Origin of the sequence: Xanthomonas sp. WHRI 8932A, assembly GCF_035012785.1 — a bacterium.
Classification (GTDB): domain Bacteria; phylum Pseudomonadota; class Gammaproteobacteria; order Xanthomonadales; family Xanthomonadaceae; genus Xanthomonas.
The window spans coordinates 492534-518996 of record NZ_JAYGQQ010000001.1 but is presented as its reverse complement, the minus strand read 5'-3'; the positions used below and the strand labels follow the sequence as shown (position 1 = coordinate 518996).

At 64.9% G+C, this 26463-nt stretch carries 22 protein-coding genes; 11 read left to right on the top strand and 11 right to left on the bottom strand.

Annotation, left to right across the window (positions count from 1 at the left end; translation table 11 throughout):
- Positions 1-18: 18 nt before the first annotated feature.
- On the top strand, positions 19-2343 hold the full coding sequence (locus VC212_RS02275) for a bacterial transcriptional activator domain-containing protein (RefSeq protein WP_323514239.1): 2325 nt from the start codon (positions 19-21) through the stop codon (positions 2341-2343).
- A gap of 382 nt (positions 2344-2725) precedes the next feature.
- Here the strand turns inward: VC212_RS02275 and VC212_RS02270 are convergent, their stop codons facing one another.
- Entirely contained in the window at positions 2726-3826 is a 1101-nt protein-coding gene (locus tag VC212_RS02270) for an NADH:flavin oxidoreductase/NADH oxidase (protein WP_323514238.1), read from the bottom strand.
- Between the two features lie 680 nt (positions 3827-4506).
- Between VC212_RS02270 and VC212_RS02265 the strand changes: the two genes are divergently transcribed.
- Genes VC212_RS02265 through VC212_RS02240 form a run of 6 tightly spaced genes read left to right on the top strand, consistent with a single transcriptional unit; the run spans position 4507 to position 9923 of the window.
- Positions 4507-5349, top strand: coding sequence for an STAS domain-containing protein (locus VC212_RS02265; protein ID WP_323514237.1), 843 nt, complete (start codon positions 4507-4509; stop codon positions 5347-5349).
- 1 nt (position 5350) lies between these two features.
- Positions 5351-5713, top strand: coding sequence for an STAS domain-containing protein (locus VC212_RS02260; RefSeq protein WP_055845505.1), 363 nt, complete (start codon positions 5351-5353; stop codon positions 5711-5713).
- The gene (locus VC212_RS02255; RefSeq protein WP_055845503.1) at positions 5710-6105 is read left to right on the top strand and encodes an ATP-binding protein; all 396 of its coding nucleotides are present in this window, start codon (positions 5710-5712) and stop codon (positions 6103-6105) included. Before VC212_RS02260 ends, VC212_RS02255 begins: the two co-directional genes overlap by 4 nt.
- Positions 6096-7106 (top strand): ATP-binding protein, encoded by a 1011-nt coding sequence (locus VC212_RS02250; RefSeq protein ID WP_323514235.1) that lies wholly within the window; start codon positions 6096-6098, stop codon positions 7104-7106. Before VC212_RS02255 ends, VC212_RS02250 begins: the two co-directional genes overlap by 10 nt.
- Entirely contained in the window at positions 7103-7978 is an 876-nt protein-coding gene (locus VC212_RS02245) for an ATP-binding protein (RefSeq protein ID WP_323514234.1), read from the top strand. The genes VC212_RS02250 and VC212_RS02245 overlap by 4 nt, the downstream gene beginning before the upstream one ends.
- Complete coding sequence (locus VC212_RS02240) at positions 7968-9923, top strand: response regulator (RefSeq protein WP_323514233.1); 1956 nt, start codon at positions 7968-7970, stop codon at positions 9921-9923. The genes VC212_RS02245 and VC212_RS02240 overlap by 11 nt, the downstream gene beginning before the upstream one ends.
- Before the next feature lie 225 nt (positions 9924-10148).
- Here VC212_RS02240 and VC212_RS02235 read toward each other — a convergent pair whose 3' ends face one another.
- Positions 10149-11798, bottom strand: coding sequence for a glycoside hydrolase family 43 protein (locus VC212_RS02235; RefSeq protein ID WP_323514281.1), 1650 nt, complete (start codon positions 11796-11798; stop codon positions 10149-10151).
- Positions 11799-12086: 288 nt separating this feature from the next.
- Between VC212_RS02235 and VC212_RS02230 the strand changes: the two genes are divergently transcribed.
- Entirely contained in the window at positions 12087-14447 is a 2361-nt protein-coding gene (locus VC212_RS02230) for a TonB-dependent receptor (RefSeq protein WP_323514231.1), read from the top strand.
- Between the two features lie 92 nt (positions 14448-14539).
- Here VC212_RS02230 and trxC read toward each other — a convergent pair whose 3' ends face one another.
- From trxC to VC212_RS02200, 6 genes are all read right to left on the bottom strand, one after another.
- Entirely contained in the window at positions 14540-14986 is a 447-nt protein-coding gene (gene trxC, locus VC212_RS02225) for a thioredoxin TrxC (protein ID WP_323514230.1), read from the bottom strand.
- 182 nt (positions 14987-15168) lie between these two features.
- On the bottom strand, positions 15169-15534 hold the full coding sequence (locus VC212_RS02220; RefSeq protein ID WP_055845481.1) for a DUF1428 domain-containing protein: 366 nt from the start codon (positions 15532-15534) through the stop codon (positions 15169-15171).
- 411 nt (positions 15535-15945) lie between these two features.
- Positions 15946-17070: a hybrid sensor histidine kinase/response regulator gene (locus tag VC212_RS02215; protein WP_323514229.1), complete on the bottom strand. Its 1125-nt coding sequence runs from the start codon at positions 17068-17070 to the stop codon at positions 15946-15948.
- Positions 17067-17651 carry a chemotaxis protein CheB gene (locus VC212_RS02210; protein WP_323514227.1) on the bottom strand — a complete coding sequence of 195 codons (585 nt, stop codon included), beginning with the start codon at positions 17649-17651 and terminating at the stop codon, positions 17067-17069. Before VC212_RS02210 ends, VC212_RS02215 begins: the two co-directional genes overlap by 4 nt.
- On the bottom strand, positions 17648-18496 hold the full coding sequence (locus tag VC212_RS02205) for a CheR family methyltransferase (RefSeq protein ID WP_193552536.1): 849 nt from the start codon (positions 18494-18496) through the stop codon (positions 17648-17650). Before VC212_RS02205 ends, VC212_RS02210 begins: the two co-directional genes overlap by 4 nt.
- Entirely contained in the window at positions 18469-21633 is a 3165-nt protein-coding gene (locus VC212_RS02200; RefSeq protein WP_323514225.1) for a response regulator, read from the bottom strand. The genes VC212_RS02205 and VC212_RS02200 overlap by 28 nt, the downstream gene beginning before the upstream one ends.
- 158 nt (positions 21634-21791) lie before the next feature.
- Here VC212_RS02200 and VC212_RS02195 point away from each other — a divergent pair, with 158 nt between their 5' ends.
- Both VC212_RS02195 and VC212_RS02190 read left to right on the top strand, forming a co-directional pair.
- Positions 21792-22955: a PAS domain S-box protein gene (locus VC212_RS02195; RefSeq protein WP_323514223.1), complete on the top strand. Its 1164-nt coding sequence runs from the start codon at positions 21792-21794 to the stop codon at positions 22953-22955.
- Positions 22948-23316 (top strand): response regulator, encoded by a 369-nt coding sequence (locus VC212_RS02190; protein ID WP_055845468.1) that lies wholly within the window; start codon positions 22948-22950, stop codon positions 23314-23316. The genes VC212_RS02195 and VC212_RS02190 overlap by 8 nt, the downstream gene beginning before the upstream one ends.
- 31 nt (positions 23317-23347) lie before the next feature.
- Here VC212_RS02190 and VC212_RS02185 read toward each other — a convergent pair whose 3' ends face one another.
- From VC212_RS02185 to VC212_RS02175, 3 genes are all read right to left on the bottom strand, one after another.
- Complete coding sequence (locus VC212_RS02185) at positions 23348-24697, bottom strand: glycoside hydrolase family 16 protein (protein ID WP_323514222.1); 1350 nt, start codon at positions 24695-24697, stop codon at positions 23348-23350.
- A 64-nt stretch (positions 24698-24761) separates the two neighbouring features.
- Entirely contained in the window at positions 24762-24890 is a 129-nt protein-coding gene (locus VC212_RS02180; protein WP_323514221.1) for a hypothetical protein, read from the bottom strand.
- A 178-nt stretch (positions 24891-25068) separates the two neighbouring features.
- Positions 25069-25344 carry a DUF2798 domain-containing protein gene (locus VC212_RS02175; RefSeq protein ID WP_055845463.1) on the bottom strand — a complete coding sequence of 92 codons (276 nt, stop codon included), beginning with the start codon at positions 25342-25344 and terminating at the stop codon, positions 25069-25071.
- A gap of 134 nt (positions 25345-25478) precedes the next feature.
- On the opposite strand from VC212_RS02175, the gene VC212_RS02170 reads away from it, so the two are divergent.
- The gene (locus tag VC212_RS02170; RefSeq protein ID WP_323514220.1) at positions 25479-26444 is read left to right on the top strand and encodes a LysR family transcriptional regulator; all 966 of its coding nucleotides are present in this window, start codon (positions 25479-25481) and stop codon (positions 26442-26444) included.
- Positions 26445-26463 lie beyond the last annotated feature (19 nt).

Here is a 26463-nt window from a genome sequence, read left to right as displayed (position 1 = left end):
CATTCAAGGAACAACGCAATGGAAATCTGGAACTGGGTGGAGAAGCTGCAGGACGACCTGGGCGAAGCCGGGCAACCGCAGAATGCGCAGCTGCTGACACGCCTGACCGACCATATCTGCGATCTGCAGATCGAGCGTGCCGAAGCCTTGTTGCCCGAGGCGCGTGCGCTGGGCAAGACGCTGGCCAACCCCTGGCTGGAGGTGTTCGTCGGCCATTGGGAAATGCGTAACCGGGTCGGCAATCTATGCGAAGGCGAGCGCGCGCTGGGCGATGCGGTGGCACTGTTCGAGCGCGCGCATCGCGCCGATGCGGTGGAGTGCCCGCAATCGGTGTGTGTCACCCAGGATCTGGCGGCGTGCTACGCCAACATCGATGGCCCGGGCTGGGTGGAAGAGCGCATCGAGGTCTGCGATGAAACCCTGGGCCGCATCGACCCGAGTTGGTCGTGCTACCAGTGCCTGAGCTGCGAAAAAGCCGATGCCTTGCTCGACGACGGCCGTGGCGACGCGGCGCTGAGCTATCTGGAGCAGCAGTCGCAGACCATCGTGGCGCACGGCGGCCAGATCTACGACGGCGTGCCGGACATGCGGATCTCGATCCTGCTGTCGTTGGGGCGTGCAGCCGATGCCCTGGCGCTGATCGAACAGCGCGAAGTCGAGGCCGCGCGCGAGGGCGCGGAGTGGGCCAACTGCAGTCAGCCGCGTCGCCTGCAGAAGGCACGCGCGCTGGCGCTGTTGCAGCGCGATGACGAAGCGATGGAGGCATTGCTGCCGTGGCGCGAAGTGGCGCCGCGCTATCGCCTGCATTGGCTACGCGCGGTGGCGGTGCTGACCTCGCGCGCACCCGAGCGCAACACCTGGGATCTGGGCAGCCGCCTGCAGGTTATGCTGGATCATTACGCGCAGGTCGGTGCGCATCGCATCCTGATCGAGGCCGCCGAGCTCGCGATGGATCTGGCGCTGCAGCGCGGTGCGGTGTGGACCGCACGCCGGCACCTGGCACTGGCGCGCGCGCATGCGCCCAAGTTGCGGCAGGACCGTGGCGCCACGCAGGCGCTGGATGGGTGGGCTGCGCGCATCGCATCCGCATCGGCGGGCGAGGACGCGCCTGTACCTGCGGCGCAGTTGCTGGAATGGTTGAACGCGCAGGGCGAGGAGGCGGTGCGCAATCCCGAGCGCGAAGCGCAATGGTTGCTGCAGGCGGTGGCCGAGCGTCCGGACGATGCCGAGCTGGTCGATACCGCGGCGTCGGCATTGAGTGCCTGCGCGGCAGACGAGCAGGCGATCGCGCTGTTGTGGGATTTCGTGCAGCGGCATGCCGACCGCGAAACCAGCCCCACCTTCCGCCTGATGAATCTGTTGCTGGGCCGCGGCGATGACGCTGGCGTGCGCCGACTGGCGTTGCTGTATCGCCCGCAGGTACCGGTGGCGGCGTTGTGGTGCGAGGCCCAGCTTGCGCAACGCTTGGGCGATTGGCCGGCGCTGGAACAGGCCTGTACCGCGCTACTGGAGCTCTCGCCCGGCTCGCACGGCGCGCGCGGGCTGCTGGCGCGCATGTATCTCAACACCGGCCGCTTTGCCGAAGCGGCCGATGTCTACCGCCAACTGATCGCGCTGATGGACGAGCCGCGTTCGGCGCATTGGGACCATATGACCGCCGCCAGTGCCGCGCAGGACTGGGATGCGGTGCGGGTGTCGGCAGCCGCGATCGGCATGGAGCTGAGCAGCACCAGCGGGGTTGTCGAAGAAGATTGGGGCTGGGTGATCGTGCGGTGCGTGGACGACGGCGAAGTGGGCGAGTACTACGCGCGTCGCACCGGTCCGGTGACTGCACGCATCATCGAAAACGCACCGGCCCACCGCCGTCAGCATGTCGGCGACTGGGTGGTGTTCGATGCGGAACTGCTGTATCCGGCGCCGGAGGACGAGGCCGAGCGTGCGCGGTTCGTACCGACCTATGCGCAGGTGCATGTGCTGCAGACAGGTGGCTATGGCAGCAGCTGGCTGGTGGACGGCGTCCACCCTGGCGACGAGGTGATCGAGGCGCTGCGTGCAGATATGGAAACGCGCGGCTGGAAGGCGTGGCTGCATAGTCGCGACGACTATCGCGTGGTCGACCCGGAGCACCCGGATGCATTCGACCCGGAGGATGCGACGTCCGGGCTGCCAGGCGTGTTGTTCACCGTGGCGCTTCCGGAAAACGTCGCGCCGCAGGAACTGCATCGCGTACTGCGGTGCACGACCTCGCGCTGGTCGCATCCGATGTGCTGGCTGCGGTTGGCCGAAGCCTGCGAGCAGGACACGCGTCCGCATCTGGAGGCGGTGGAGCGCTACGGGCTTTAGAGCGGCTGATGCCGCAGGGGTTGGGGATTAGGAGTTCGGGATTGGCGTACTGCTTTGTACGCCGTCTATGCGGTCTGCGGTGACGTGCGAAGGTGCGTCGGTTCTCGCGCGTGCAACGCTACTGAGCGTGGTCCTGTGCCACTCGCACACTTCGGTTCTTAGCGCGCCGTCCCAATGCTTCGTGCGACCGGTGTGTCGCTGGTCGCCGCAGGGATTGGGAATTCGGGATCGTCGTGCTGTTCTGCGTGCCGTCCGTGCAGTCTGCGCGGACGTGCGAGGTAACTGTCCCTCCCGTGCTTGCAACGATCGTGGCGGGGCGGGATATGTCTTTGTTTGAGCAAGACGTTGTCGCGCTAGCGGCAACGTCGCCGTCCGTGTGCGATCAGCTGCGGTTGCCGTAGCGCTCCAGCCAATGCGCGTATGACGGCGGCAGCAACCAGGACGGACGCGCTTCGCCCAGTGCCAGTGCCGCCTGGTACGGCCAATGCGGGTTGGCCAGGTGCGCGCGTCCGACCATCACCAGCTCCATCTGCCCATCGGCGACCACGCGGTTGGCTTCGATGGGGGCGTCGATGTTCCAGGACGAGGCGACCGGCAATTGCGCCTCGCGGCTGACGCGTTCGGCGATCGGTGCCAGCAGCGCCGGGCCCCATGGAATCTGCGCATTCGGCGTGCTGAAGCCCATGCTGACGTTCAACAGGTCCAGGCCGCTGCGTTTGAACTCGCGGGTCAAGTCGATCGCTTCGGCCAAGGTTTGTTCGTCGCGGCCGTCGAACTCGATGACACCGAAGCGTGCAGTGAGCGGCAGATGTTCCGGCCACACCGCGCGCACGGCCTGCAGCGTTTCCAGCAGAAAGCGCGCGCGGCCTTCGACGCTGCCACCGTAGCGATCCTCACGGTGGTTGGCGTGCACCGAGAAGAAACTCTGTGCCAGATAGCCGTGGGCGAAGTGCAGTTCCAGCCACTTGAAGCCTGCATCGCGTGCACGTTGCGCGGCGGCGACAAAATCGCCACGCACACGGGCGATGTCGTCCAGCGTCATTGCCCGCGGCAGTTTGGACAGGCCGCCACCGAAGGCGACTGCGGACGGCGACAACGTGTCCCAGCCGCGCGCATCGCCGTCGGCGATATGGTCGTCGCCTTCCCACGGTGCGTTGGCGCTGGCCTTGCGACCGGCATGACCGATCTGGATGCCGGGCACCGCACCTGCTGCGGTGATCGAGGCGGCAATGCGTGCCAGCCCTTCGGCCTGCGCGTCGTTCCACAAGCCGAGACAGCCTGGGGTAATGCGACCTTCTGGCGATACGCCGGTCGCCTCGACGATGACCAGCCCGGCGCCACCGCGCGCCATGCTGGCGTAGTGGACCTGATGCCAGTCGTTGGTAAAACCGTCGACGGCGGTGTATTGGCACATCGGCGGGATCGCGATGCGATTGCGCAGCGCGACATCCTTGAGCTGGTAAGGCGAAAAAAGCGACGACATTGCGGGGAAGGAACCTTGGAAAAAGCGGTTGGCGATCAGACCACGCCGACGGCCGGATCAAAACACTGCCAGTAGCACACCGCGTTGCAGCGGCTTGGGGATGCACCGCCGAGGCCGGTAGCGGTTGCTTGAGTGCCATGGCGTGGTGGGTGCAGAAGCAAAGGGCAGATGCGCGGCGCAATGGCGCCACGCGCGCGCTCCCGGCGCGTGCGCGCACACGCAAGACCCGCGCGACAACGCGTAGCAACCGTAGCAGCCCTAGCAGCCCGGGACATGCAGCTTGCAAGAGACCGGCACTCGCGGTTGCTCAGGCACACATATCAGCAGCCAATCACACACATGCAGTCCGCGCCTGCGCACTCCCGACCAACACCAAGCACCCTAATGCCGATTCCCGATTCCCGATTCCCGATTCCCGATTCCCAATTCCCAATTCCCAATTCCCAATTCCCAATTCCCAATTCCCAATTCCAACGACGTGTCCCGGTGCACGTTCGGCGCTTGCGCTGCAATGTCAAACTGCCGCCAGTAGCGTCCTCTGACTGCTACAGGTTTGGTCGCTGGTTGCCGAATCTGAATTGCTTTACTCTGCTGCGCATCGGCGTGGGGGCGCCGCGTCAGTCATGGCGCAGGCCAACCTGCATGCCCAGTGTCTCCTCTTAACTTTGGCGGGTGATCTCATGGTGGCATTGCAGCAGCGCTCAATCGACGCGATCCGTGGCCAAGAAGCCGCGTTGTTGGCCGCATGGCTGGACGTAGGCCTCGGCAACGATGCGCGCATCTCCCGGCAGGATCTGCAGGCCCAGGGCGCGGACTTTCTTCGGCTGTTGGTCGCTTCCTTGAAGGACGACGGTAGCAGTCTGGACAGTGCCGAGTGGAGCGAAGTGCGTCGCTTCCTGGAAAATCTATCGCGCGACCGCGCCACCCGCGGCTTCGATTCGCAGGAAACCGCCAACTTCATCTTTTCGCTCAAGCGCGTGCTGTTCGAGCTGGTGCAGCGCGAATACGCCAGCACGCCGGAAGACCTCGCCCAGCAGCTGTGGGCGCTGTCCGAACTGCTGGACCGCCTGGGGCTGTACACCGTCAAGGCATTCCAGAAGACCCGCGAAGACATCATCGTGCGGCAGCAGGAAGAAATGCTGGAGCTGTCCACGCCGGTGGTGAAGTTGTGGGACGGCGTGCTGGCATTGCCGATGATCGGCACCCTCGATTCACAGCGCACCCAGGTGGTGATGGAATCGCTGCTGCAGCGCATCGTCGACACCGGCTCGGAGATCGCCATCATCGACATCACCGGCGTGCCTACCGTGGACACGCTGGTGGCGCAGCATTTGCTCAAGACCGTCACCGCGATCCGGCTGATGGGCGCCGATGCCATCATCAGCGGCGTGCGCCCGCAGATTGCGCAAACCATCGTGCATCTGGGCCTGGATCTGCAGGGCATCGTGACCAAGGCCAACCTGGCCGATGCGTTGGCGCTGGCGCTCAAGCGCACCGGCGTGACCGTTAACAAGGCAGGCTGACATGGAGCGCATCCCGATCCTGCGGATGGGCAATCTGTTGCTGGTCACCATCCAGGTGGACATGCACGACCAGCTCGCGCTGCAGCTGCAGGAAGACTTGTCGGAAAAGATCAGCGTCACCTCCGCGCGTGGGGTGCTGATCGACATCTCCGCACTGGATATCGTCGACTCGTTCATCGGGCGCATGATCAGCACCATCTCCGGGTTGGCGACGCTGATGGGCGCCCGCACCGTGGTGGTAGGCATGCAACCGGCGGTGGCGATCACCCTGGTGGAACTGGGGCTGACCTTGCCCTCTGTGCGTACGGCGCTCGACGTCGAACGCGGCATGCGGCTGTTGCAGCAACCCGACCCCGCATCATGACCACCGGCTCGCAGCCGGTGCGGACCGAGCAGGACGTCGTGATGGCGCGGCAGACCGTGCGCAAGCTGGTGGTGCAGTGCGGGCTGCGCTTGGTGGACCAGACCAAGCTGGTCACCGCAGCCAGCGAGCTGGCGCGCAACACCGTGATCTACGGCGGCGGCGGCGACATGGATTGGGCACTGGTGGAAAGCGGTATCCGCAAGGGCGTGCAGCTGACCTTTCGCGACGAAGGTCCGGGCATCCCGGATCTGGATCTTGCGCTCACCGACGGCTGGACCTCCGGCAGCGGGCTGGGGCTGGGCCTGTCCGGCAGTCGACGGCTGGTGGACGATTTTGTGCTGGACACTGCGGCCGGCAAGGGCACGCGCATCACCATCACCAAATGGAAGTGAATGTCGCCGGCGCACTCACCCAGGTCATCCGCGTTGAGGAAGTGAGCCAGGTAGGGCAGGTGCGCCGCGATGCGGTGGCGCTTGCGCAGGCCATTGGGTTCGACGAATACGCTTGCGGCCGCGTTGCCCTGGTTGCGACCGAGCTGTGTACGAATCTGCTCAACCACGGTGGCGGCGGGCAGATCCAGCTGTGCAGCGTGGCCGGTCGCGACGGCATCGGCGTGGAGCTGTGTGCGCTAGACCAGGGCCCGGGCTTTGTACTCGCCGATTGTTTGCCCGACGGCTATTCCACCGGCAGCACGCCAGGCAACGGCCTGGGTACGGTGCACCGGAATGCGGCGCTGCTGGATGCGTATTCGGACCGCACCGGGGCGGTCGTGTTGGCGCGCGTCTATGCCGATGCACGCGCCACGCGCGATCTGCCCTATGGCGCGATCCGGCTGCCGCTGCATAACGAAGTGGTGTGTGGCGATGCCTGGCATCTGGCAATCGATGCGCAGCGCGTCACCGTCACCCTGATCGATGGCCTGGGCCACGGGCCGGGCGCGGCCGATGCCGCCGATGCCGGCGCCCGCGTTGCCGCCACTGCCAGTGGCTACCCCGATGAACGTGTCGCACGACTGCATGCCGGCATGTCCGGTAGCCGTGGCGGTGCTGCGGCGGTGATGCAGTTCGACCGCAGCAGTGGGCAGGTGCGCTTTGCCGGCGTTGGCAATATCGGCGCAATGCTGTGCGACGGCGATGGTGTGCGCGGCATGCCGTCGCACCCGGGCATCGTCGGCGTGCAGTTTCGCAAGGCCAACCCTTTCGATTTTCCGCAGGCTGCGGGCAAGCTGCTGGTCATGCATAGCGACGGTCTGCAGACACGCTGGAACCTGCGCGATCACGCCGGGCTGTTGTCGCGCCATCCACGCATCATTGCGGCGGTGCTGCTGCGCGATTATGCGCGCGGCCGCGACGATGCGTGCGTTTTCGTCATGCGCCTGGGAGGCATGCAATGAACGCATCCGATGCAGCGCCCGGCAGCGCTTCGATCGCCGAACTTGAAACCCTGCGCCAGCAGAACCAGGCGTTGCGCCAGGAGCTGGAAGAAACCAATCAGGGCGTGCTGGCACTGTATGCCGAGCTCGACCAGCAGGCCGAACAGCTGCGCGAGGTATCCGAACTCAAGAGTCGGTTCCTGTCGTACATGAGCCATGAGTTCCGCACGCCGCTGGGTTCGATCCTGAGCATCACCCGGCTGCTGGAGGACGGCATGGACGGACCGCTCAACGACGAGCAACTCAAGCAGGTACGCTTTGTCAGCGCGTCGGCGCGCGAGCTCACCGAGATGGTCGATGACCTGCTGGATCTGGCCAAGATCGAAGCTGGGCGGGTCACCATTTCGCCGGGCTGGTTCGATCTGATGGACCTGTTCGCAGCGTTGCGCGGGATGTTCCGCCCGCTGACCGATGCCAGCCGCACGACCTTGATTTTCGAAGATCCGCCGGTGCTGCCGATGCTCTACACCGACGACAAGAAGCTGGCGCAGATCCTGCGCAACTTCATTTCAAATGCGCTCAAATTCACCCCGCAGGGCCAGGTGCGCGTGCTGGCGCAGCTGGAAGGCGACGAGCACGTACGCTTCAGTGTGCAGGACACCGGTATCGGGATCGCGCCCGAGCTTCACGATGCTTTGTTCGAAGATTTTGTACAGGTGGACTCGCCGCTGCAGAAGCGCCTGACCGGCACCGGGCTGGGGTTGGCGATCTGCAAGCGGTTTGCCGAATTGCTTGGCGGACGGGTGGGCATCAACAGCGTGGTCGGGCAAGGCTCGGAATTTTTCGTAGTCCTGCCGGTGACGCTGGCAGCGGAGAAGGCACTTGAGCAGTAAGCAGCACATTCTGGTCGTCGATGACAACGCGGTGACGCGCTATTCGGTGCGGCGCGTGCTTGAGCATCACCGTTTTGTGGTCGACGAAGCCGGCACCGGTACCGAAGGCCTGAGCAAGCTGGCGACGCAGACCTTTGCCGGTGTGGTGCTGGACGTCAACCTGCCGGACATGAGCGGCTTCGACATCGTGCGCAGCTTGCGCGCCGAGCCGCGCACCGCGTTGTTGCCGGTGGTACACGTGTCTGCCGCATCGATCGCCACCGGCGACATGATCACCGGCCTGGATGCCGGCGCCGATGCGTACCTGATTCATCCGGTCGACCCCAATGTGCTGGTCGCCACCTTGCGTACGCTGTTGCGCGCGCGTAATGCCGAAGAAGCATTGCGTGTCAGCGAGGCCCGCTTCCGCGAGATCTTCGAGCACATCAGCGCGCCGATCGCGGTGGTCGATGCCGCCCTGCACACGCATGAACTCAACGCGGCGTTTCAGCGCCTGATCGGCGACGCCACGCCGGGCGATGCGATCCATGCCGCCGGGCTGGATCAAACGGCCACCGTGCAGGCGCTGACCAGCGCATTGGCGCAGCGCGAGCGCTGGAGCGGCACGCTGTCGATCCTGCGCGATGGCAAGCTGTGCGAAACCGAATGGCGGGTGTCGCCGTACCGCGAGCCGGATCTGGGCCTGCTGATGGTGGAAGACGTCACCGAGCGGCGCGAGCGCGAGCGCGAGCAGCGCCAGGAGCTGGATACCGCCACCACCGAACTGGCGCACCAGATCGCCGAACGCCAGCGCACCGAAATCCAGCTGCTGCAGGCGCAAAAAATGGAAGCGCTGGGCAAGCTCACCGGCGGCATTGCGCACGACTTCAACAATCTGTTGACCAGCATCATTTCCGGCCTGGACATGATCCAGCTGGCGGTGGAATCCAACCGTATCGAACGTGTGCCGCGCCTGGCCGAGATTGCCACCGGCTCTGCGCATCGTGCTGCAGCGCTGACCCAGCGCATGCTCGCGTTTGCGCGCAAGCAATCGCTGGATGCGCAGCCGTTCGACGTCAATCTTCGCGTGCGTTCGCTGGAAGACATGCTGCAACGCTCGATCGGCGAGAACATCGCCTTGGAGCTGGAGCTTGCCGATACCTCGCTGGTGGCCATTGCCGATGCCAACCAGCTCGAGAACGTGGTGCTCAACCTGGTGATCAACGCCCGCGACGCCTTGCGCGGGCAGGGCACGATCTGTGTGCAGACCGCGGCCTACACCGCGCACAACGACGCGGAACTGGACGATGGCGAATACGTGGCGGTCAACGTCATCGACAATGGCAGCGGCATCGAACCTGCCGTCCTCAACCAGGTGTTCGAGCCGTTTTTCACCACCAAACCCATCGGCGAAGGGACTGGCCTTGGGTTGTCGATGACCTACGGCTTTGCGCGCCAATCCGGCGGTACCGCGCGTATCACCAGTGCGATCGGCAAGGGCACGACGGTGGCGTTGTTGCTGCCGCGCGGACTGTCGGCAAGCGCGTTGCCGCCGGCACCGGCGCCGACAACGCCGCGGGCGCGCAACGCGCGCATCCTGCTGGTGGACGACACCGACGTGGTGCGCATGATGGTGAGCGAGGTGCTCAGCGACGCCGGCTATGAGGTGATCGAAGCCGAAGATGCCATCGGTGCACTGGAGCAGTTACGTACCGATGTGCAGATCGATCTGCTGGTGTCCGATGTCGGCCTGCCGGGCATGAACGGGCGCGACATGGCCGACGTGGCGCGTACGTTGCGTCCGGGGTTGCCGATTTTGTTCATCACCGGCTACGCCGAAAACGCGATCACGCGGCAGGAGTTCCTGGCCGACGGCATGGCCTTGCTGCCCAAGCCCTTCAGCCTCAACGATCTGCTCAATACGGTGGGGCAGATGCTCGACAGCAGCGTGCTGGCGCGCGCATAAGGCGCAGTGATTTGCATGTTGGTGTGGGTGGATGCGACGTCGGATACGACGACGCTGCGGCACGACGCTGCTGTTGCGGCACTGGATGCAATAAATCGCATCCGCAGTAGCGCGTTCGATCAGGCCTGCGCCAGGCGCAGACACCGCAAGCAACAGAGCGCGCCAGTTTTCGCGTGCACTGCATGGAGCTGATTGCACGGCAGTGCGGTGTAAGTGTGTCGGCAGTCAACGCGAATACGCGTACGGCCCGAACGTGGCGCCCAGAAAACCGCCGGCCGTCTCGGTGCTGAGCAGGGTGGCGTCGCCCTGTTCGAGCAGCGTCTGCCACTGGCCGCTGCCCACCGCGTAATCCACATGCACGCGCGCGCCGTCCAGCGCAAAGCGCAGCTGCACCGGTTGCGTTGCATCGGGCAGCGGCGCACGCGCCAGCACGGTGCCGGTGCTCGGGTCCTGCAGGCCGGCGCGGCGATACAGCACCACCGACGCGCCAGCCTCATCGCGCACCAGCATGGCTGCCAGAAAGTGGCTCTCCTTGGCCACGAGTGCAAGACCGGCCTGTTCGCCGGCCGCCAGCGCGCTGCCATCGACACTGGCCGCCAGCGTGGCGTGGTGATGCTGCAGGCGATGGCCCAGATACGCGGGTTGGCCGCGGCCGATGTCGCCCAGCGCGACCTGCGATGGGGTGATGCGCAACCCCTGCGGGCCGGGCAGGTACCACGGTTGGGTGGGCGGGTGGATGGTCATCCATTGCATCGGCACGCGCGCTTCCTGGAAGCGCTCGCTCCATTGCATCGGGCCGCTGGTGGGCAGGGTCTGGGTGCCGCTCGGCAATGCGGGACGCGTGGCCACCGGCGGCACAGCACTGCCGTGCGGCACTACCTGCGGCCAGCCGTCGCGCCATTGCACCGGCAACAAAAAGGTTTCGCGGCCAAGCGCGTAGTGGTTGCCCTGATACGGGCGGGTGCCCAGGAACACCGCCCACCAGGTGCCGTCCTTGAGCTCGACGAACTGCGCGTGCCCGGTGGAGGTGATCGGTGCGCTGCGGCTCGGGTCCAGGTCGCGCTGGGTCAGCACCGGATTGCCGCTCCAGGGCTCGTAGGGGCCGGTGATCTGGCGGCTACGGTAGATCATCTGCGCATGCTGCTCGCCGGTGCCGCCTTCGGCCGCGGTGAGGTAGTAATAGCCATCGCGGCGGAACAGATGCGGGCCCTCGATGTGCTCGGGATTGGTGGCCGGTTGAAAGCCCGAATCCACGATCGCCTGACGCGTGCCGACCAGCTTCATGCGGGTCAGGTCCAGCTGCTGCAGCCAGATGGCGCGGTGTCCGTCGTAGCGCAACTTGCCGGCGGGCACATCGTTGTTGACCAGCCAGGCGCTGCCGTCGTCATCGAAAAACAGCGACGGGTCGATGCCCTTGGCGTCGAGCCAGATCGGATCGGACCACGGCCCGGCCGGATCGGTGGCGGTGATCAGGAAGTTGCCGCCATCGCAGTAAAAACAGGTGTTGGCGATGTAGAAGGTGCCGTCGTGGTGGCTGATGCTGGCGGCGAACAGGCCACGGGTCAGTTCGTCGCGCCCGTAGTCGACTTGGTCGGCGCGATCGATCGCGTTGCCGATCTGGTTCCAGTGCACCAGGTCGCTGCTCTTGAACACTGGCAGGCCGGGAAAATAGCCGAACGTGGAATTGACCAGATAAAAGTCGTCGCCGACCCGGATCGCGGACGGGTCCGGATAAAACCCGGCCACCACCGGATTGCGGTACTGCGCCTCGGTCGGCAACGGGCCGCCGTCATCGCCCTGGTAATCCACCTGGGTGATCAGTGCGCTGCCGGCGTAGGCCAGCTGACAACTCACCGCGGCCATCAGGCCCAGCATCCATCCGATTGGTTTCACGACAGGTCCCCCGATGCGCGCTACTGGCGTAGCGCCAGCCTCGCGGCAGCATGACAGCTCGCCGCCGGGCAGGGCATGCCGTTTTGCCATGCCGCACGCGTGTGGTGGCATGGCTGTGCGCAACGTGGCCGATGGGCGCGGATCGGCACGCCTGCCACTTCGCTGCAACATTGCTGACATATCGTGCGCGCGGCGCCATGCGGCGCCCCCTTCTGGCAGACCCATGCCGAACGGACTCATCTTCGCGTCTTTACCCAAGGATCAACCCGCATGTCGTTGTACTCGTCTGTTTCTCCGTCGCTGAGGTCCGTTGTTGCGCATCTGGATGCGCGTGCACCGCAACGTACGCCGCTGGCACGCGCCTGCGCCGGTCTGCTGCTCGCCTCGATGGCCGCTGCCGCATCGGCCCAGCAAGCGCCGGCCAGCCAGGACGAGGGCAGCCCTACTGCGCTGGATGCGGTGACCGTCACCGCCGAGCACCGCGAGCAGAACCTGCAGGAGGTGCCGGTGTCGGTGGGCGTGGTGCAGGGCACGGCGATGCGCGAGTACACCGCCGGCGGCGACGACACCTTGCTGGCGCTGTCCGGCCGCGTGCCGGGCTTCTACGCCGAGACCACCACCGGGCGCATCTTCCCGCGCTTCTATATCCGTGGCCTGGGAAATATCGACTTCTATCTGGGTGCCTCGCAGCCGGTTTCCATCATCCAGGACGACGTGGTGCTGGAGCACGTGGTGCTCAAGTCCAACCCGGTCTACGACGTGGACCAGGTCGAAGTGCTGCGCGGCCCGCAGGGCACCTTGTTCGGCCGCAATACCACCGCCGGCATCGTCAAGTTCGACACCGTCAAGCCCGGCGATACCTACACCGGCCGCGTCGACGCCAGCTACGGCAGCTACAACACGGTGTCGCTGGATGGCGGCTTCGGCGGGCCGATCAACGACGTGCTGTCGTTCCGCGTGTCGGCGTTGTACCAGCACCGCGACGACTGGGTGGACAACACCTTTGCCGGCAGCAGCGCCGATGGCACGCGCACCCCGCGCAAGGATGCAATGGGCGGCTACAACGACCGCAATGCGCGCCTGCAGGTGCTGTTGAAGCCCAACGATGTGTTCTCGCTGCTGGGCTCGGTGCACACCCGCGATTACGACGGCACCTCCACGCTGTTCTTGCGCAATGCGGTGACGCGCGGCAGCGACAAGGTCGACGTGCCGCGCGATCGCGTGGCCTACGACGAAGCCAACGACAACCCGCAGGCCTACAAGACCGATGGCGGCTCGATCAAGGCGATCTACGATTTCGGCGGCGTCTCGCTGACCTCGATCACCGCTTACGAAACCACCTCCGGCTATAGCCGTGGCGACACCGATGGCGGTGCGGCGGCCAACTACCCGGTCAATGGCGTGCCGAACGGGTTCGGCCAATCGATGGGGCAGATTCGCGATCTGGATCAGTACACCCAGGAACTGCGTCTGGCCAGCGAGGGCGACGACGCGCTGCAGTGGCAGGTGGGCGCGTTCTATTTCGATGGCCGCGACACCACCGATTTTTATCAGCGTGCGTATTTCCTGCGCACTGCTGCGCGCAATCCCAACAATTGGGTACGGCTGCGCAACACCAATACCTCGTGGGCCGGCTTCGGTCAGCTCAGCTATAAAGCCACCGATGCGCTGACGCTGACTGCCGGCATCCGCCAGACCAAGGACACCAAGGAAACCCGTCTGCTCAAGACCGCCGACACCGCGGCCGGTGCGGTGACCTACCGCGGCCGTCGCGATGTGCGCATGTCAGACACCCAGCCCAGTTGGGATCTGAGCGCGATGTATGAACTCAACCCGGACCTGAGCGTGTATGCACGCGTGGCACGCGGCTTCCGCGGTCCCACCATCCAGGGCCGCAGCGCGGTGTTCAATTCGGATTTCACCACTGCCGATTCGGAAACCATTCTGTCGTGGGAAGCCGGCATCAAGAGCAGCCTGTTCCAGAACCGGCTACGCCTGAATGTCAGCGGTTTCACCTACACCGTCGATGACATCCAGCTCAACGGCAACGATTCGGACGGCAATGGCGTGCTGTTCAATGCCGACAAGGCCAAGGCCTACGGTCTGGAAGCAGACCTGGATTGGCGCCCGATCTCCAACCTGTCGCTGACCGCGGGCCTGAGCCTGTTGCATAGCGAAATCAACGACAAACGCGTGTTTGCGCAGGCCTGCGCGCTCAATGGCGTGGTGGTGTGCACGGTCAACGACCCCACCATCCGCGTCGGCGCCAACACCTTCGCGCAGATCGACGGCAACCCGCTGCCCAACGCGCCCAAGTACAACCTCAACCTGGCCGCGCGCTACGACATTCCGATGGGCAACGACGGCGCGTTTTTCGTGTCCACCGACTGGAACAAGCAGGGCGAGACCAGCTTTGTGCTGTACGACTCCACCGAGTTCCGTGCCGACGGCAACTTCGAAGGTGGCCTCAAGCTGGGCTACACCGGCGGCTACGGTGCATGGGAAGTGGCGGCATTCGCGCGCAACATCACCAACGAAAAGAACGTCAAGGGCGTGATCGAAAACTACATGGCGGCGGTGTACAACGAGCCGCGCATCGTGGGCGTGTCGGTCAACGTCAACTGGCAGTGATCGCCAGCTGATCGGTGGGCTGCGGCGTACGCGTCGCAGCCGCGCCTGTATCGAAGAAGGCCAGCTGCGTGCATGCGCAGCTGGCTTTTTTATCAGCGACCGTCCAGCACCGAGCGCACCCAGCTGACGATCTGCGCACTGCTCACCGCGCCGGAATGACGGCCGATCTCATGGCCGCCGCGGATGACCAGCAGGGTGGGGATGCTGCGGATGCCAAAACGCGTGCCCAGCGCAGGATGCAGATCGGTATCCACCTTGGCCAGCCGCACCTGCGGCTCCAGCGTCGCGGCGGCGGCCGCAAATTGCGGTGCCATGCTCAGGCACGGCGCGCACCACGGCGCCCAGAAATCCACCACCAGCGGCAGTTCGCTGCGCACGGCATGCTTGTCGAAATCCGCTGCCGACAAGGTTATCGGCGCCCTCAGAAACAGCGGCCGATGGCAACTGCCGCAGTTGGGCGCATCGTGCAGGCGTGCGCGCGCAACGCGGTTCATGGCGGCGCAGTTCGGGCAGGCGATCAGGAGCGGTGCGTCGGTCATGCGGTGGTCTCCGGTGGACAGGCAATGCAGTCGCGACGCCCGGACATCACCGACGGCACATGCGGCTGCATGTGGTCAGTGTAGCGACCACGGCAGAAGGCCCTGTGTCGGGAGGCCGGCCGCCGCGCATGATGCCTGCGGCGGCCAGGCGACAGCGCGCGGGCAATCGCGCGCTGCTTCGCTCAGGCCGATTGCCCAAGCGCCACGATCGGGACAAAGCCGCCGTAGATCATGCGTTTGCCATCGAACGGCATCGGGTTGACGGCCGGGTCCATGCGCGGGTCGTCCATCATCTTGCGCATGCCCGCATCGCGGGTGGCCTTGTCCGGCCATTCGATCCACGAAAACACCACGATCTCGTCGTCGGTGGCCGCTACCGCGCGCTGGAAGTCGGTCCATTGGCCCTGCTGGACATCGTCGCCCCAGCACTCCATCACGCGCAGTGCGCCGTACTCCATGATGATCGTATCGCCCATGCGGGCGTACTCCTGAAACGTGTCCTTGTTGGCCTTGGGCACTGCAAGGACAAACCCATCGACATACGACATAACCGCCTCCGCTGACATGACGCACGGCGTGCGCCTGATGATGACGAACAGATGTTGGTGCGATCGAAGAACGTAGAGAGCCGTGTTCAGGCGCGTGGCACCAGGGCATCGAGCGGAGCATACGGTGCATTTCGGCGACTGGCACTGCTTGCGCTCGCATGACCCCATCGGCTGCGGTTGAGTCCGGCGATGCGTCACAGGGCGCGCCGATGACGTGCGATCCACGTTGGATGCGCACGCCAGGTGCGGTTGCGATGCTGCAACGCCCAGATGGGCTGGTGGTGAGCGGTGCGGGGTGCGCCGTGCGCCTGCGCCGGGCATTGCGCGGACGTCGAGCCGCACAGCGCAGCGTGGCCACATGCGTTGTCGCAGGCCGCCAGCGCGTTGCCTGGCCGCCCGCGCGTGCTGCGATCATGCAGCCAGGTTGTGCCGCCGCAGTGTTGCTTCGAACACCACATCGCCGGCTTCGTTGCGCGCCTGCAGCGTGCCGCCGTGCGCCTTGACGAACTGATCGGCGATGAACAATCCCAGCCCCAGTCCCTGGCTGGCATGGAAGCTGGCCTTGAACGGTTCGAACAAGCGCGGCATCAAGCTGTCGGGGATGTGCCCGGTGTTGCGGACCGACAGCCGCAGCACGTCGCGCTCGCGGCCGTCCAGATGCACCTGCACCGGATGATTGCCGCCATGCAGCACCGCATTGCCGACCAGGTTGGACACCACCTGCGCCAGCCGATCGCCGTCGCCGTCGCCGTCCAGGTCGCCTTCGGTGCGCAGGTCGATGGTGGTGAGCGGGTTGGCCTGCGCCACCTCGCCGACCACGCTGTGCGCCACTTCGCCCAGATTGCACGGGCCGAACTGCATCGACAGCCCGTCGGTGCGCAGGCGCGAGAAATCCAGCAGTTGTTCGACCATGCGCGCCATGCGCCGCGCGCTGGTTTCCAAATGTCCGAGCGTGCGTGCGGCCGAGCCGTCGCCATCGACGTCCAGGCTCAGTTTGTCCGCACACAACAGGATCACCGAGAGCGGCGTGCGCAGATCGTGGGTGAGCACCGCCATCATGGTTTCGTTGAGCGTGAGCGCGCGTTCCAGCGAGGCATTGCGCGCCTTGAGCAGCCGGCGCTGTTGGTACAACTCGATGAACACATTGACCTTGCTCAGGATCACGTGGGGCTCGATGGGCTTGTGCAAAAAATCCACTGCACCGCTTTCGTAGCCCTGGAACGCGCGCATCGGATCGTTTGGCGATGCGGTCAGGAAGATGATCGGGACATGCCGGGTCCGCTGCGAGCCGCGCATCAGTTCTGCGAGCGAAAAGCCGTCCATTTCCGGCATCTGCACGTCGAGCAGGGCCAGCGCCACATCGTGTTCGAGCAGCAGTTCCAGCGCTTGCGCGCCGGAGGATGCGCACAGCACCTGGATACCATCGCGCTGCAGCAGCGCTTCCATCGCCACCAGATTTTGCGGCACATCGTCCACGATCAGGAGCTTGGCGGGTTCGTCGCCGTGCGCAGCAAGGCCGGTCGTGGTGAGATTCATGGGTGAAAGACTTCCAGTCGGTTGCAGATCGCCTGCAGGGTCAGCACCGCATCGGCACCGGCGTGAGCAAGGGCAGAGGCGGGCATCAGCGGAGACGCGGCATCATCGGGCAGCTGGATCCAGGCGGTGCCGCCTGCTGCGCGCACTGCGGCCACGCCGGCACTGCCATCGCTGCTGGCGCCGGTGAGCAGGATCGCCAACAGACGCTCGGCAAACACGTCCGCAGCCGATTCGAACAAGGGGTCGATCGCCGGGCGCGAGAACAGCACCGGCGCATCCATCGACAGGGCCAGGCTGTCGCGGGTTTCCACCAGTAGGTGATAGTCGGGCGGGGCGATGGTCACGGTGCCGGGGCGCAATGGCTGCTTGTCGTCCGCCTCACGCACCGGCAACGCGCAACGCGCGTCCATCAGCTCGGCCAAATGGCTGGTGCGGTCGCGCGGCAGATGCAGCACCGCCAGCACTGGCATCGGCAGATCGGCGGGCAGGTGGGACAACAGCGCCTGCAGCGCCATCACGCCACCGGCGGAGGCGCCGATCACGATGGCGTCGAACTGCCGGTACGCAGGAGTGCTGCTCATGCGGCCTTCCGATACAGGCGTTGTTCGCGTGCGCAGGTTTCAAAGGCCTGCGCATGTGCGCCGAATTGCAGCGATTCCTTGCTGCCCAGGCCCAGAAACCCGCGGTGCACCAGCGCGTCGAAGAACAGGCCCACGGCACGGTCCTGCAGGCCGCGGTTGAAATAGATCAGCACATTGCGGCACGACACCAGATGCACTTCGGAGAACACCGTATCGGTGGCCAGGCTGTGATCGGCGAATACGATATTGCGCTTCAAGCGGCGGTCGAACACCGCACCGTCGTAGGCGGTGGTGTAGTAGTCCGACAACGACCCACGGCCACCGGCATCCAGATAGTTGCGGCTGAACTGTGCGATGCGATCGATGCCGTACGCGCCGGCTTCGGCCATGTTCAACGCTTCGGGATTGATGTCGGTGGCGTAGATCACGGCCTTTTCCAGCAAGCCTTCTTCGTGCAGCAGGATCGCCAGCGACCAGACCTCTTCGCCGGTACTGCAGCCGGCCACCCACAACTTGATCGACGGATAGGTGCGCAACACCGGCACCGCATGCTCGCGCAACACGCGAAAGTACGCCGGGTCGCGAAACATCTCCGACACCTGCACGGTGAAGAACTGCATCGCCTGCGCAAACGTCTCCGGTTCGTGCAGCAGCCGATGCTGCAGATCGGCCACGCGGGCGCACTCGAAACGCGCCATGGCATGGCGCATGCGCCGCCGTAACGACGACACCGCGTAATCGCGAAAATCGTAGTGATAGCGCTGGTACACCGCTTCCAGCAGCACCCGCAACTCCAGATCGAAGAGTTCAACCGGCGTCATTGCCGCGAGCACCAGACCCGGCACAGCGACACCAGCTTGTCCACGTCGATGGGCTTGGCGATGTAGTCGTTGGCACCGGCTTCCAGGCAGCGTTCGCGGTCGTCGGCCATGGCCTTGGCGGTCAGCGCGATGATGGGCAGATCCTGCCACTGGCGATTGGCGCGGATCTCGCGCATCGCAGTGATGCCATCCATCTCCGGCATCATGATGTCCATCAATACCAGGTCCACCTCACGCTCGGCCAGGCGTTCCAGCGCTTCGCGGCCATTGCGTGCGATCTCCAGGGTCACGCCCAGCGGTTCGAGCACGCTGGACAGCGCAAAGATGTTGCGCACGTCGTCTTCGGCCAGCAGCACGGTGGCGCCATCGAGCACCGCATCGCGGCGACGTGCTTCACGCAGCAAGCGTTGCTGGTCGCTGGGCAGCGAGGCTTCCACGCTGTGCAGGAACAGGGTCACTTCGTCGAGCAGCCGTTCGGGCGAGCGCACGCCCTTGATGATGATGCTCTTGGAATACCGGCGCAGGCGCTGTTCTTCGTCGCGGGTGAGCGCGCGGCCGGTGTAGACGATCACCGGCGGGAACGCCACTGCGTCGTTGCCGGCCATGCGTTCGAGCAGGTCGTAGCCGCTGCCATCGGGCAAGGTGAGATCGGTGACCATGCAGTCGAAGGTCGAGCCGGCCAACTGCGCCATCGCCTCGGCAATGCTGCCCACCGCAACGATGTCCAATTGGTCGCGCGCCAGCAGCAACTGCAGGTTTTCGCGCAAGGCGCTGTCGTCTTCGACGATGAGCAGGCGACGCACCGCACGCGCGTTGGTGTCTTCCAGTTGACGGATCGCACCGGCCAGCAACTCGCGCGTTGCCGGCTTGATCAGATAGCCCACCGCACCCAATTCCAACGCGATCTGGCTGCGTTCCAGTGCAGACACCACGTGCACCGGGATGTGACGGGTGGCAGGGTCGCGCTTGAGGCGTTCGAGCACGCTCAGGCCGGAGGCATCCGGCAAGCCGATGTCGAGCAGGATGCCGCTGGGGCGCAACTCGGCGGCCAATCGCAGCGCTTCTTCGGCGCTGGGGGCGACTACGCAATCGAAATCCAACTCGTGCGCCAGGTCCACCAGGGCCTGCGCAAAGCGGGTGTCGTCTTCCACCGCCAGGATCAGCCGGCCGGGACGGGTGCGCTGATCGCGGTCGTCCTGTGCGCATTGCTGTGGCGCCGCGTTGGGCGCAGGAATCGGCAGCGGCACTGCAGCGGAGACAACGCCGGTGTGCTTGCCAGGCCGCGCTGTCATCGTCATGCCGGTGTGGTGACGCGATAGCGCGGGCGCGTTGATTGCACTCGACGTCGATGTCGCCTCGGCGGCGCGCATCGCTTCTGCTGGTGCACCGTCGGTCGGCAATTCCAGGGTGAAGCAACTGCCGCGCCCGGGTTCGCTGTCCACGCTGATGCCGCCGCCCATGCGTTGTGCCAGGTCGCGCGAGATCGACAAGCCCAGGCCGGTGCCGCCATAGCGACGCCGTGTGCTGCCATCGGCCTGCCGGAACGCTTCGAAGATCACATCGGTCTGTTCGCGTGCGATGCCGATGCCGGTGTCGTCGACCTTGAACAGCACCCGTCCCGGCGCGCTCGCCTGGATCGACAGACTGACCGTGCCGCGTTCGGTGAACTTGATCGCGTTGGCCAGCAGGTTCTTAAGGATCTGCTGCAGACGCTGGTTGTCGACCACCAGCTGCGTCGGTGCGTCGGCCTCGGTTCCGATCTCCAGGGTCAGGCCCTTCTGTCGCGCCAGCGGTTCAAAGGTGTCGCGCAGTCGCTGCAGCACCGAGCTGGTGGCGACGGTATCGTCGGTCAGTTCCACGTGCCCGGCTTCGATCTTGGACAGATCCAGGATGTCGTTGATCAGCGCGAGCAGGTCGTTGTTGGACGACAGAATCGCCTGCGCGTACTTCACCTGGTCGGCGCTCAACGTGCCGTCCTTGTTGTCGGCAAGCAGCTTGGCCAGGATCAGCGCGCTGTTGAGCGGAGTGCGCAGCTCGTGCGACATGTTGGCCAGAAATTCCGACTTGTAGCGCGAAGCGGTGGCCAGTTCGTTGCCATTGCGCACCAGCTGGCCTTGCGCGACCAGCAGCGCCTGCTTCTGCGCTTCCAGCGCCTGGGTACGTTCTTCCAGCTGGACGTTGGTTTGTTCCAGCTCGGCCTGCTGCTGTTCCAGATCGCTTTGCGATTGCTGCAGGCTGCGGCTTTGTTCTTCCAGTTCTTCGTTGGCCACGCGCAGTTCTTCTTGCTGCGTCTGCAGTTCCTCGCTCTGCCGCTGGGTTTCTTCCAGCAGGGCCATCAACTGCGCGCGCAGCAGCGCGGTGCGCAGCGCCAGGCCGATGTTTTCACCGCAACGTGCCAGCAATTCTTGCTCGCGCGATCCGGATGTCTGCGCGTCGGTGACCCGACCGAGTTCCAGCAGACCGATTACCCGGCCATCGGCAGTCACCGGGGCCAGCAGCAATTCCTGGCAGGCGCTTTGACCAAGGCCGGAGGCAATCTGCAGATGCCCGGCATCCACGCCGCGCACGCGGCGCACCGTGCCACGCTGCAACACCTCACCCCATTGGCCGGCATTGCTGGGCAGCGTCTTGGGCATGTCGACCGGTAGCGCCGCGCCGCCGGTGAGCCGCAGGCGCTCGCCTTCGATGCGGTACAGCGCACCGACCTGTGCGCCCAAGGTGTCGCACAGCGCGCGCAGCGCGGCATCGGCCAAGTTTTCCGGGCTTTGATCGCCACGCAGGCTGGCTTCGACCGTGTTTTCGGCCTGCTGCAGCCACAACGCCAATTCGGCCTGACGACGTGCGCGGATCGCCTGCGTCACCACCAACGCCATCGCCAGAAACGAGACGCCGCCAATGCTGCGGTTGATCGATGAGAAGCTCGAATTGGTGCTGGGCGGCGCCAGATGAAAACCGATCGCCAGCAGCACGCACGACAGCACGCCGACTACCAGCGGCGCCTGCGGGCGGTTCTGAAAGACCGTCACGCCGACCGCCACGAAGTAGGTTAGCCATACCGCATACCCCAGCGGCGTGACCAACTCCACGCTCAACGTGCCAGCCATCAAGGCCCCCGCGATGACCCAGATCCAGCGGTCGCGTGTGGTCGAGATGTTCTGCATGAGGCGCGCGCACCAAACTGAGAGGGCGGTCATGGTAGCCGATAACTTTCACGCGCCAATCGCCGGGTTTTTGACGCTTTTCCAGCCGGGTTGGCTTGCACGCAGCCTTCACGGCAACGTCACTATGGTCGCGCGCTTTTCCGGGGGAACATCGTGCGATGGAGACGGAAACGACCATCGACAACGCAGGGCCGCTGTCGCACGACAGCCGGCAGTGCCAGCTGTTGGTGCAAAGCGTCTCCGATTACGCGATCTATATGCTCGACACCGGCGGCTATGTGCGCAGCTGGAATCCCGGCGGTGAGCGCATCAAGGGCTATACCGCTGCTGACGTGCTTGGTTCGCATTTTTCGCGTTTCTATCTGCCCGAAGATGTGCAACGCGACGAGCCCATGCAGAACCTGGACATTGCCAAGCGGCAGGGGCGTCTTGCTGCTGAAGGGTGGCGCGTACGCAAGGACGGCAGCCGCTTCTGGGCCAGCGTGGTGATCGAACCGGTACTGGAGTTCGGCGTGCTGGTCGGGTTTGCCAAGATCACCCGCGATGTCACCGACCGCCATGACGCGCAACGTCTATTGCAGCAGGCGCAGCACGCGCTGTTGCATTCGCAGAAAGTCGAGGCACTGGGTCGGTTGACGCTGGGCATGGCGCACGACTTCAACAATCTGCTGACGGTGATGGTGACCAGCCTAGATCTGATCGCGCTGCGTGCCGGCGACGATGCGCGCACGCGCATGCTGGTGGAAGCGGCGCAGACCGCGGTGGATCGCGGCACCTTGCTGACACGCCAGCTGCTCGCCTTCGCACGTGGGCAGCGCCTGGTTCCGGAGCGGCATGCCGCCAATGCGGTGGTGACGCGCACGCTTGAACTATTGCGCCGCGCCTGCCCGACCGCGGTAACGCTCTCGCTGGACTTCGCCGATGCGTTGCCCGATGTATGCGTGGACCCCGGCCAACTGGAAGCGGCGCTGCTCAATCTGGTGTTCAATAGTTGCGATGCGATGTCGGCCGGTGGCGCCATCACCGTGATCACCGCCGTGCAGCAGCGCGTTGCACCGTCTGCGCCGCAGGGCGCCACGCGTCGTTACGTCAGCATCGCAGTGCGCGACAATGGCCCCGGCATGTCGGCACAGGTGGCGCAATGCGCCAGCGAGCCGTTTTTCACCACCAAGGATGTCGGCAAAGGCTCCGGCCTGGGATTGAGCCAGGTGTATGGCTTTGCGTCCCAATCCGGTGGCTTTGTCGATCTGGAGACCGCACCTGGGTGCGGCACCACCGTCACCCTGTTTCTCCCGGCCATCGAGGAGGCCGAGCATGACTGAACCCCTGCGCCTGCTGATGGTGGAAGACCAAGAAGAATTGCGCGAGTTGATCGGGGAGGCATTGCGCGATGCAGGCATCACCGTCGACACCGCCGATGATGCCCATGACGCCTTGCGCATGCTGCGCGACAGCGGCCCCTACGATGTGGTGTTCAGCGATATCCGCATGCCCAACGGTATGTCGGGGATCGAATTGAGCGAGCAGGTGGCGCAGCTGTTGCCGCAGGCGCGCGTCATCCTGGCCTCGGGGTTTGCGAAAGCGCAGCTGCCGCCGCTGCCGGCTGGGGTCGACTTCCTGCCCAAGCCTTATCGCTTGCGTCAGCTTATCGACATGTTGAAGGGCGTTGCGGCCAACGCCTGAGCGCTGGCCGCAGGTTGCATCCGCTGCGGCGTCAACGGCTCTGGTAGTAGACCTTGTCGATGGCGATCTCCACCGGCGCGCCCGGCGGATCGGCCACCAGCATGAAAGGCTGTTTGACCGCCTGCAGATCCAGGTCGTAGAAGGCACTGAACGGAATGCTCACCTCGTGCCAGGCGCCATCGCGCACCAGGCCGTACTGGTTGCCGCCGGCCGCAAAATCTACCCAGCTATCGCCGAAGCTGGTGTTGATGCCGATCTTGAATGTCGATGCGGTGGTGGTCTTTACCTGCAGCTTCAGCGCGCCGCCTGCGTAGGCAGCCAGATTGCGGTAATCGCTCTGGATTTCCAGTCCATACCAGGCCCCCGCGTTGGCGCGATACGACATGACATTGGCCCCTTCGAACGGCGCTTGCGCGATCGGGGTGAGGTTGTTCCAGAGATACAGTTCGGCATCCTGGCCGAAGGTCAATCGCGCGCTGGTATCGGCCTGGTCGGTGAACACACCGAAGCGTCCGGCCGGCATGGCGTGTTGGCTGCCCACATACAATTGCGAACCGGGGTTTTGATACAGACGGATGTAATCGATCTCCATCTTGCCCGGCAGCGGCGCGGTCACCGCGGCCGGTGAGGTCACCCCGGTGTAGGTGCCACCCACCGCCAGATTGAGCAGCAGATACTGCTGCTGATGGAACTCGTGCAGCGAGGCACCTTCGATATTGGAAATCGCAAATTCGAAGTACTGCTGCCCGTCGATCGAGATGCGGATGAACTGCGGGTCCCAGGTCATGCGGTACACATGGAAATCGGTGTGCAGATTCACCGGGCTGGTGTAGCTGGTGTCGTAGTCGGCCTGCGAGCCGTTGTAGTCCCAATGCACTGCAGCACCGATACGGCGATTGGCGGTGCCGTTGGCGATCGCCGCAGCCATGCCGGCTTCCATCAGATCGATTTCGCCACGCCCGGGCCACACGCCGATGGTGCCCAGCATCCAGTACGCCGGCCACAGCCCATTGCCGACCACCGGCGTCTTGATGCGCGCTTCGAGCGTGCCGTAGGTGAAATGCATGCGGCCTTCGGTCTTGAGCCGTGCCGAGGTGAAGGGCATGCCGCCAAACGCTTCGCGGCGCGCTTCGATCACCAGCCGGCCGTTTTCGATGCGCGCGTTGTCGGGGCGACTGGTGTAGTACTGCATCTCGCCATTGCCCCAACCGCACAAGCTGATCTGACACCCGTTGCCGACGTCGTACGTCCACTTGGTGCCGTCGATCGATGGACCGTTGAAGTTGTCTTCCCACACCAGGGTCTGCGCTTGCGTGCAGGGGGCCAGTGCGATGCCCAGCAAAACAGCGAACTGCATGGTGACGCTGCGTACGACGCTCATGCGCCTCTCCGATGATGGACCCGGGTCCGTGGAGAGACGACGCTGCGCAGCGCCTGGTTCAGAGTCAAAGCAATTGTTCGGCGTGTTTCCGTTCCGTGGTGTTCATTCCGGAATAATCAATCATTGGTATGACGACGGTCGCAAACGTCGGCTGCCGCATGTTGCGCGGCAGCAGCCTGATGCGATCGCCCATGCTCGGGGAATTTCCACTGCCGCACAGCGGCTGGCATGCGCGAGCCAGTCAGACCTCAAACGTGTCGAGGATGCATGGAAGCGCTTGCAGCATGGCGGTGCCATCTACGCCGTACGCGCGCAGGTACTGCCATGTGGATGCGCCCGTCGATCACCAGCGTTGCACGTGCCTGCGTTCGTCACTGACCCGCATGCACGGTCCACGCAACCAGGCGGCTTACCAGCGGCCGCACCACCAGCACGCAGCAAAACGCGGTGGGCATCGCAATGCGGTAGGCATCCAGCACGCGCCATCCGAATCCCGGCGTCAGCCCGGTATTGGCGCCGGTGATCACGACGCACATCAGCAACGCCATGATCGCGGCCATGTAAAACGCAAACACGAACGGCGTGGCGCGTACGCCGAGCTTCCAACGTGAGCGCGCCAGTGCGGAGGAGGGGGGGGATGACGACATAGGGTGGCCTCGCTTGCCGCGAACCAGCGGCATGGCGCAACTCTAGGGCGAGCGTCGCAGCTCGGGTAGATCGCGTAACCTTGCGGCTTACGTAAGAGAATCTTACGAATCGCTCGGGAATACTTGCTCAATTAATGAATATTCTTCAGTCGATTCGCAGTTTCGTCTGCACCGTGGATGCCGGCAGCATTGCCGGTGGAGCCAAATTGCTGGGCGTCAGCGCCGCCGCGGTCAGCCAGAACATCGCGCGGCTCGAGCAGCACCTGGGCGTGCGTTTGCTGCACCGGACCACCCGCAGCCTGGCATTGACCGAACGCGGTGCGCTGTACTTCGAACAGGTGCGGCAACTGGAGCGCGACCTGGAGCGTGCGCGGCAACTGGTGGCCGGCCCGCAGCAGGCGCTGGCGGGACGATTGCGTGTGGCCAGCACCGCCGCGTTCGCACGCCATGTGCTCGCGCCGATGCTGCCTGCGCTGCGTCAGCAATATCCGCAGTTGAAGATCGAACTGCTGTGCACCGACCGAGTGGTGCAGCACGCGCAGGAGAGCGTGGATGTCAGTTTGCGTATCGAAGCGCAGCTGGAAGATGGCCTGGTGGCACGGCCCATTGCGGATGTGCCGTTCGTGGTATGCGCCGCGCCCGAGTATCTGGCCCGCTGCGGCACCCCCAAGCACCCGGACGAGCTCAAATATCACGACTGTCTATTGCTGCGCTACCCGGTGGACGGGCGCTTTTTGCGTTGGAACTTCGTGCGCGACGGCGTGCGGTTTCAGCCGCAACTTGGCCAGGCGATGGTCAGCGACGATGTCGACGCGCTGGCCACCATGGCCGTCGCTGGCGGCGGCATTACCCGCCTGGCCGCCTTCGTGGTGCAGCCCTACCTGCAGCGCGGTCAACTGCAAGCGTTGTTTGTGCCCGATGGCAGCGACGCAACGCAGGCCGCCGTCGAGCCATTGCGTCTGTTTCTTTGCGTGGCCGACCGCCGTGATTTTACCCCGAAAGTGCGCGTTTTCATGGCGCACGTACTGGAACGCTTGCCTCTAGAGTGGCGCGTTGCTGAGCCGGATCCGCTACCGGCATCGGTGCCTACATCGGTTTAGATCGGCCAATCAAACGCAG

Coding starts and splice junctions, on each gene's coding strand:
- VC212_RS02255 (WP_055845503.1), top strand. CDS start 5,710: ATGACCACCGGCTCGCAGCCGGTGCGGACCGAGCAGGACGTCGTGATG.
- VC212_RS02200 (WP_323514225.1), bottom strand. CDS start 21,633: ATGCAGAACATCTCGACCACACGCGACCGCTGGATCTGGGTCATCGCG.
- VC212_RS02170 (WP_323514220.1), top strand. CDS start 25,479: ATGAATATTCTTCAGTCGATTCGCAGTTTCGTCTGCACCGTGGATGCC.
- VC212_RS02215 (WP_323514229.1), bottom strand. CDS start 17,070: ATGAATCTCACCACGACCGGCCTTGCTGCGCACGGCGACGAACCCGCC.
- VC212_RS02250 (WP_323514235.1), top strand. CDS start 6,096: ATGGAAGTGAATGTCGCCGGCGCACTCACCCAGGTCATCCGCGTTGAG.
- VC212_RS02265 (WP_323514237.1), top strand. CDS start 4,507: ATGGTGGCATTGCAGCAGCGCTCAATCGACGCGATCCGTGGCCAAGAA.
- VC212_RS02210 (WP_323514227.1), bottom strand. CDS start 17,651: ATGAGCAGCACTCCTGCGTACCGGCAGTTCGACGCCATCGTGATCGGC.
- VC212_RS02190 (WP_055845468.1), top strand. CDS start 22,948: ATGACTGAACCCCTGCGCCTGCTGATGGTGGAAGACCAAGAAGAATTG.
- VC212_RS02270 (WP_323514238.1), bottom strand. CDS start 3,826: ATGTCGTCGCTTTTTTCGCCTTACCAGCTCAAGGATGTCGCGCTGCGC.
- VC212_RS02230 (WP_323514231.1), top strand. CDS start 12,087: ATGTCGTTGTACTCGTCTGTTTCTCCGTCGCTGAGGTCCGTTGTTGCG.
- VC212_RS02235 (WP_323514281.1), bottom strand. CDS start 11,798: ATGCTGGGCCTGATGGCCGCGGTGAGTTGTCAGCTGGCCTACGCCGGC.
- VC212_RS02185 (WP_323514222.1), bottom strand. CDS start 24,697: ATGAGCGTCGTACGCAGCGTCACCATGCAGTTCGCTGTTTTGCTGGGC.
- VC212_RS02275 (WP_323514239.1), top strand. CDS start 19: ATGGAAATCTGGAACTGGGTGGAGAAGCTGCAGGACGACCTGGGCGAA.
- trxC (WP_323514230.1), bottom strand. CDS start 14,986: ATGACCGACGCACCGCTCCTGATCGCCTGCCCGAACTGCGCCGCCATG.
- VC212_RS02245 (WP_323514234.1), top strand. CDS start 7,103: ATGAACGCATCCGATGCAGCGCCCGGCAGCGCTTCGATCGCCGAACTT.
- VC212_RS02260 (WP_055845505.1), top strand. CDS start 5,351: ATGGAGCGCATCCCGATCCTGCGGATGGGCAATCTGTTGCTGGTCACC.
- VC212_RS02220 (WP_055845481.1), bottom strand. CDS start 15,534: ATGTCGTATGTCGATGGGTTTGTCCTTGCAGTGCCCAAGGCCAACAAG.
- VC212_RS02175 (WP_055845463.1), bottom strand. CDS start 25,344: ATGTCGTCATCCCCCCCCTCCTCCGCACTGGCGCGCTCACGTTGGAAG.
- VC212_RS02195 (WP_323514223.1), top strand. CDS start 21,792: ATGGAGACGGAAACGACCATCGACAACGCAGGGCCGCTGTCGCACGAC.
- VC212_RS02180 (WP_323514221.1), bottom strand. CDS start 24,890: ATGGGCGATCGCATCAGGCTGCTGCCGCGCAACATGCGGCAGCCGACG.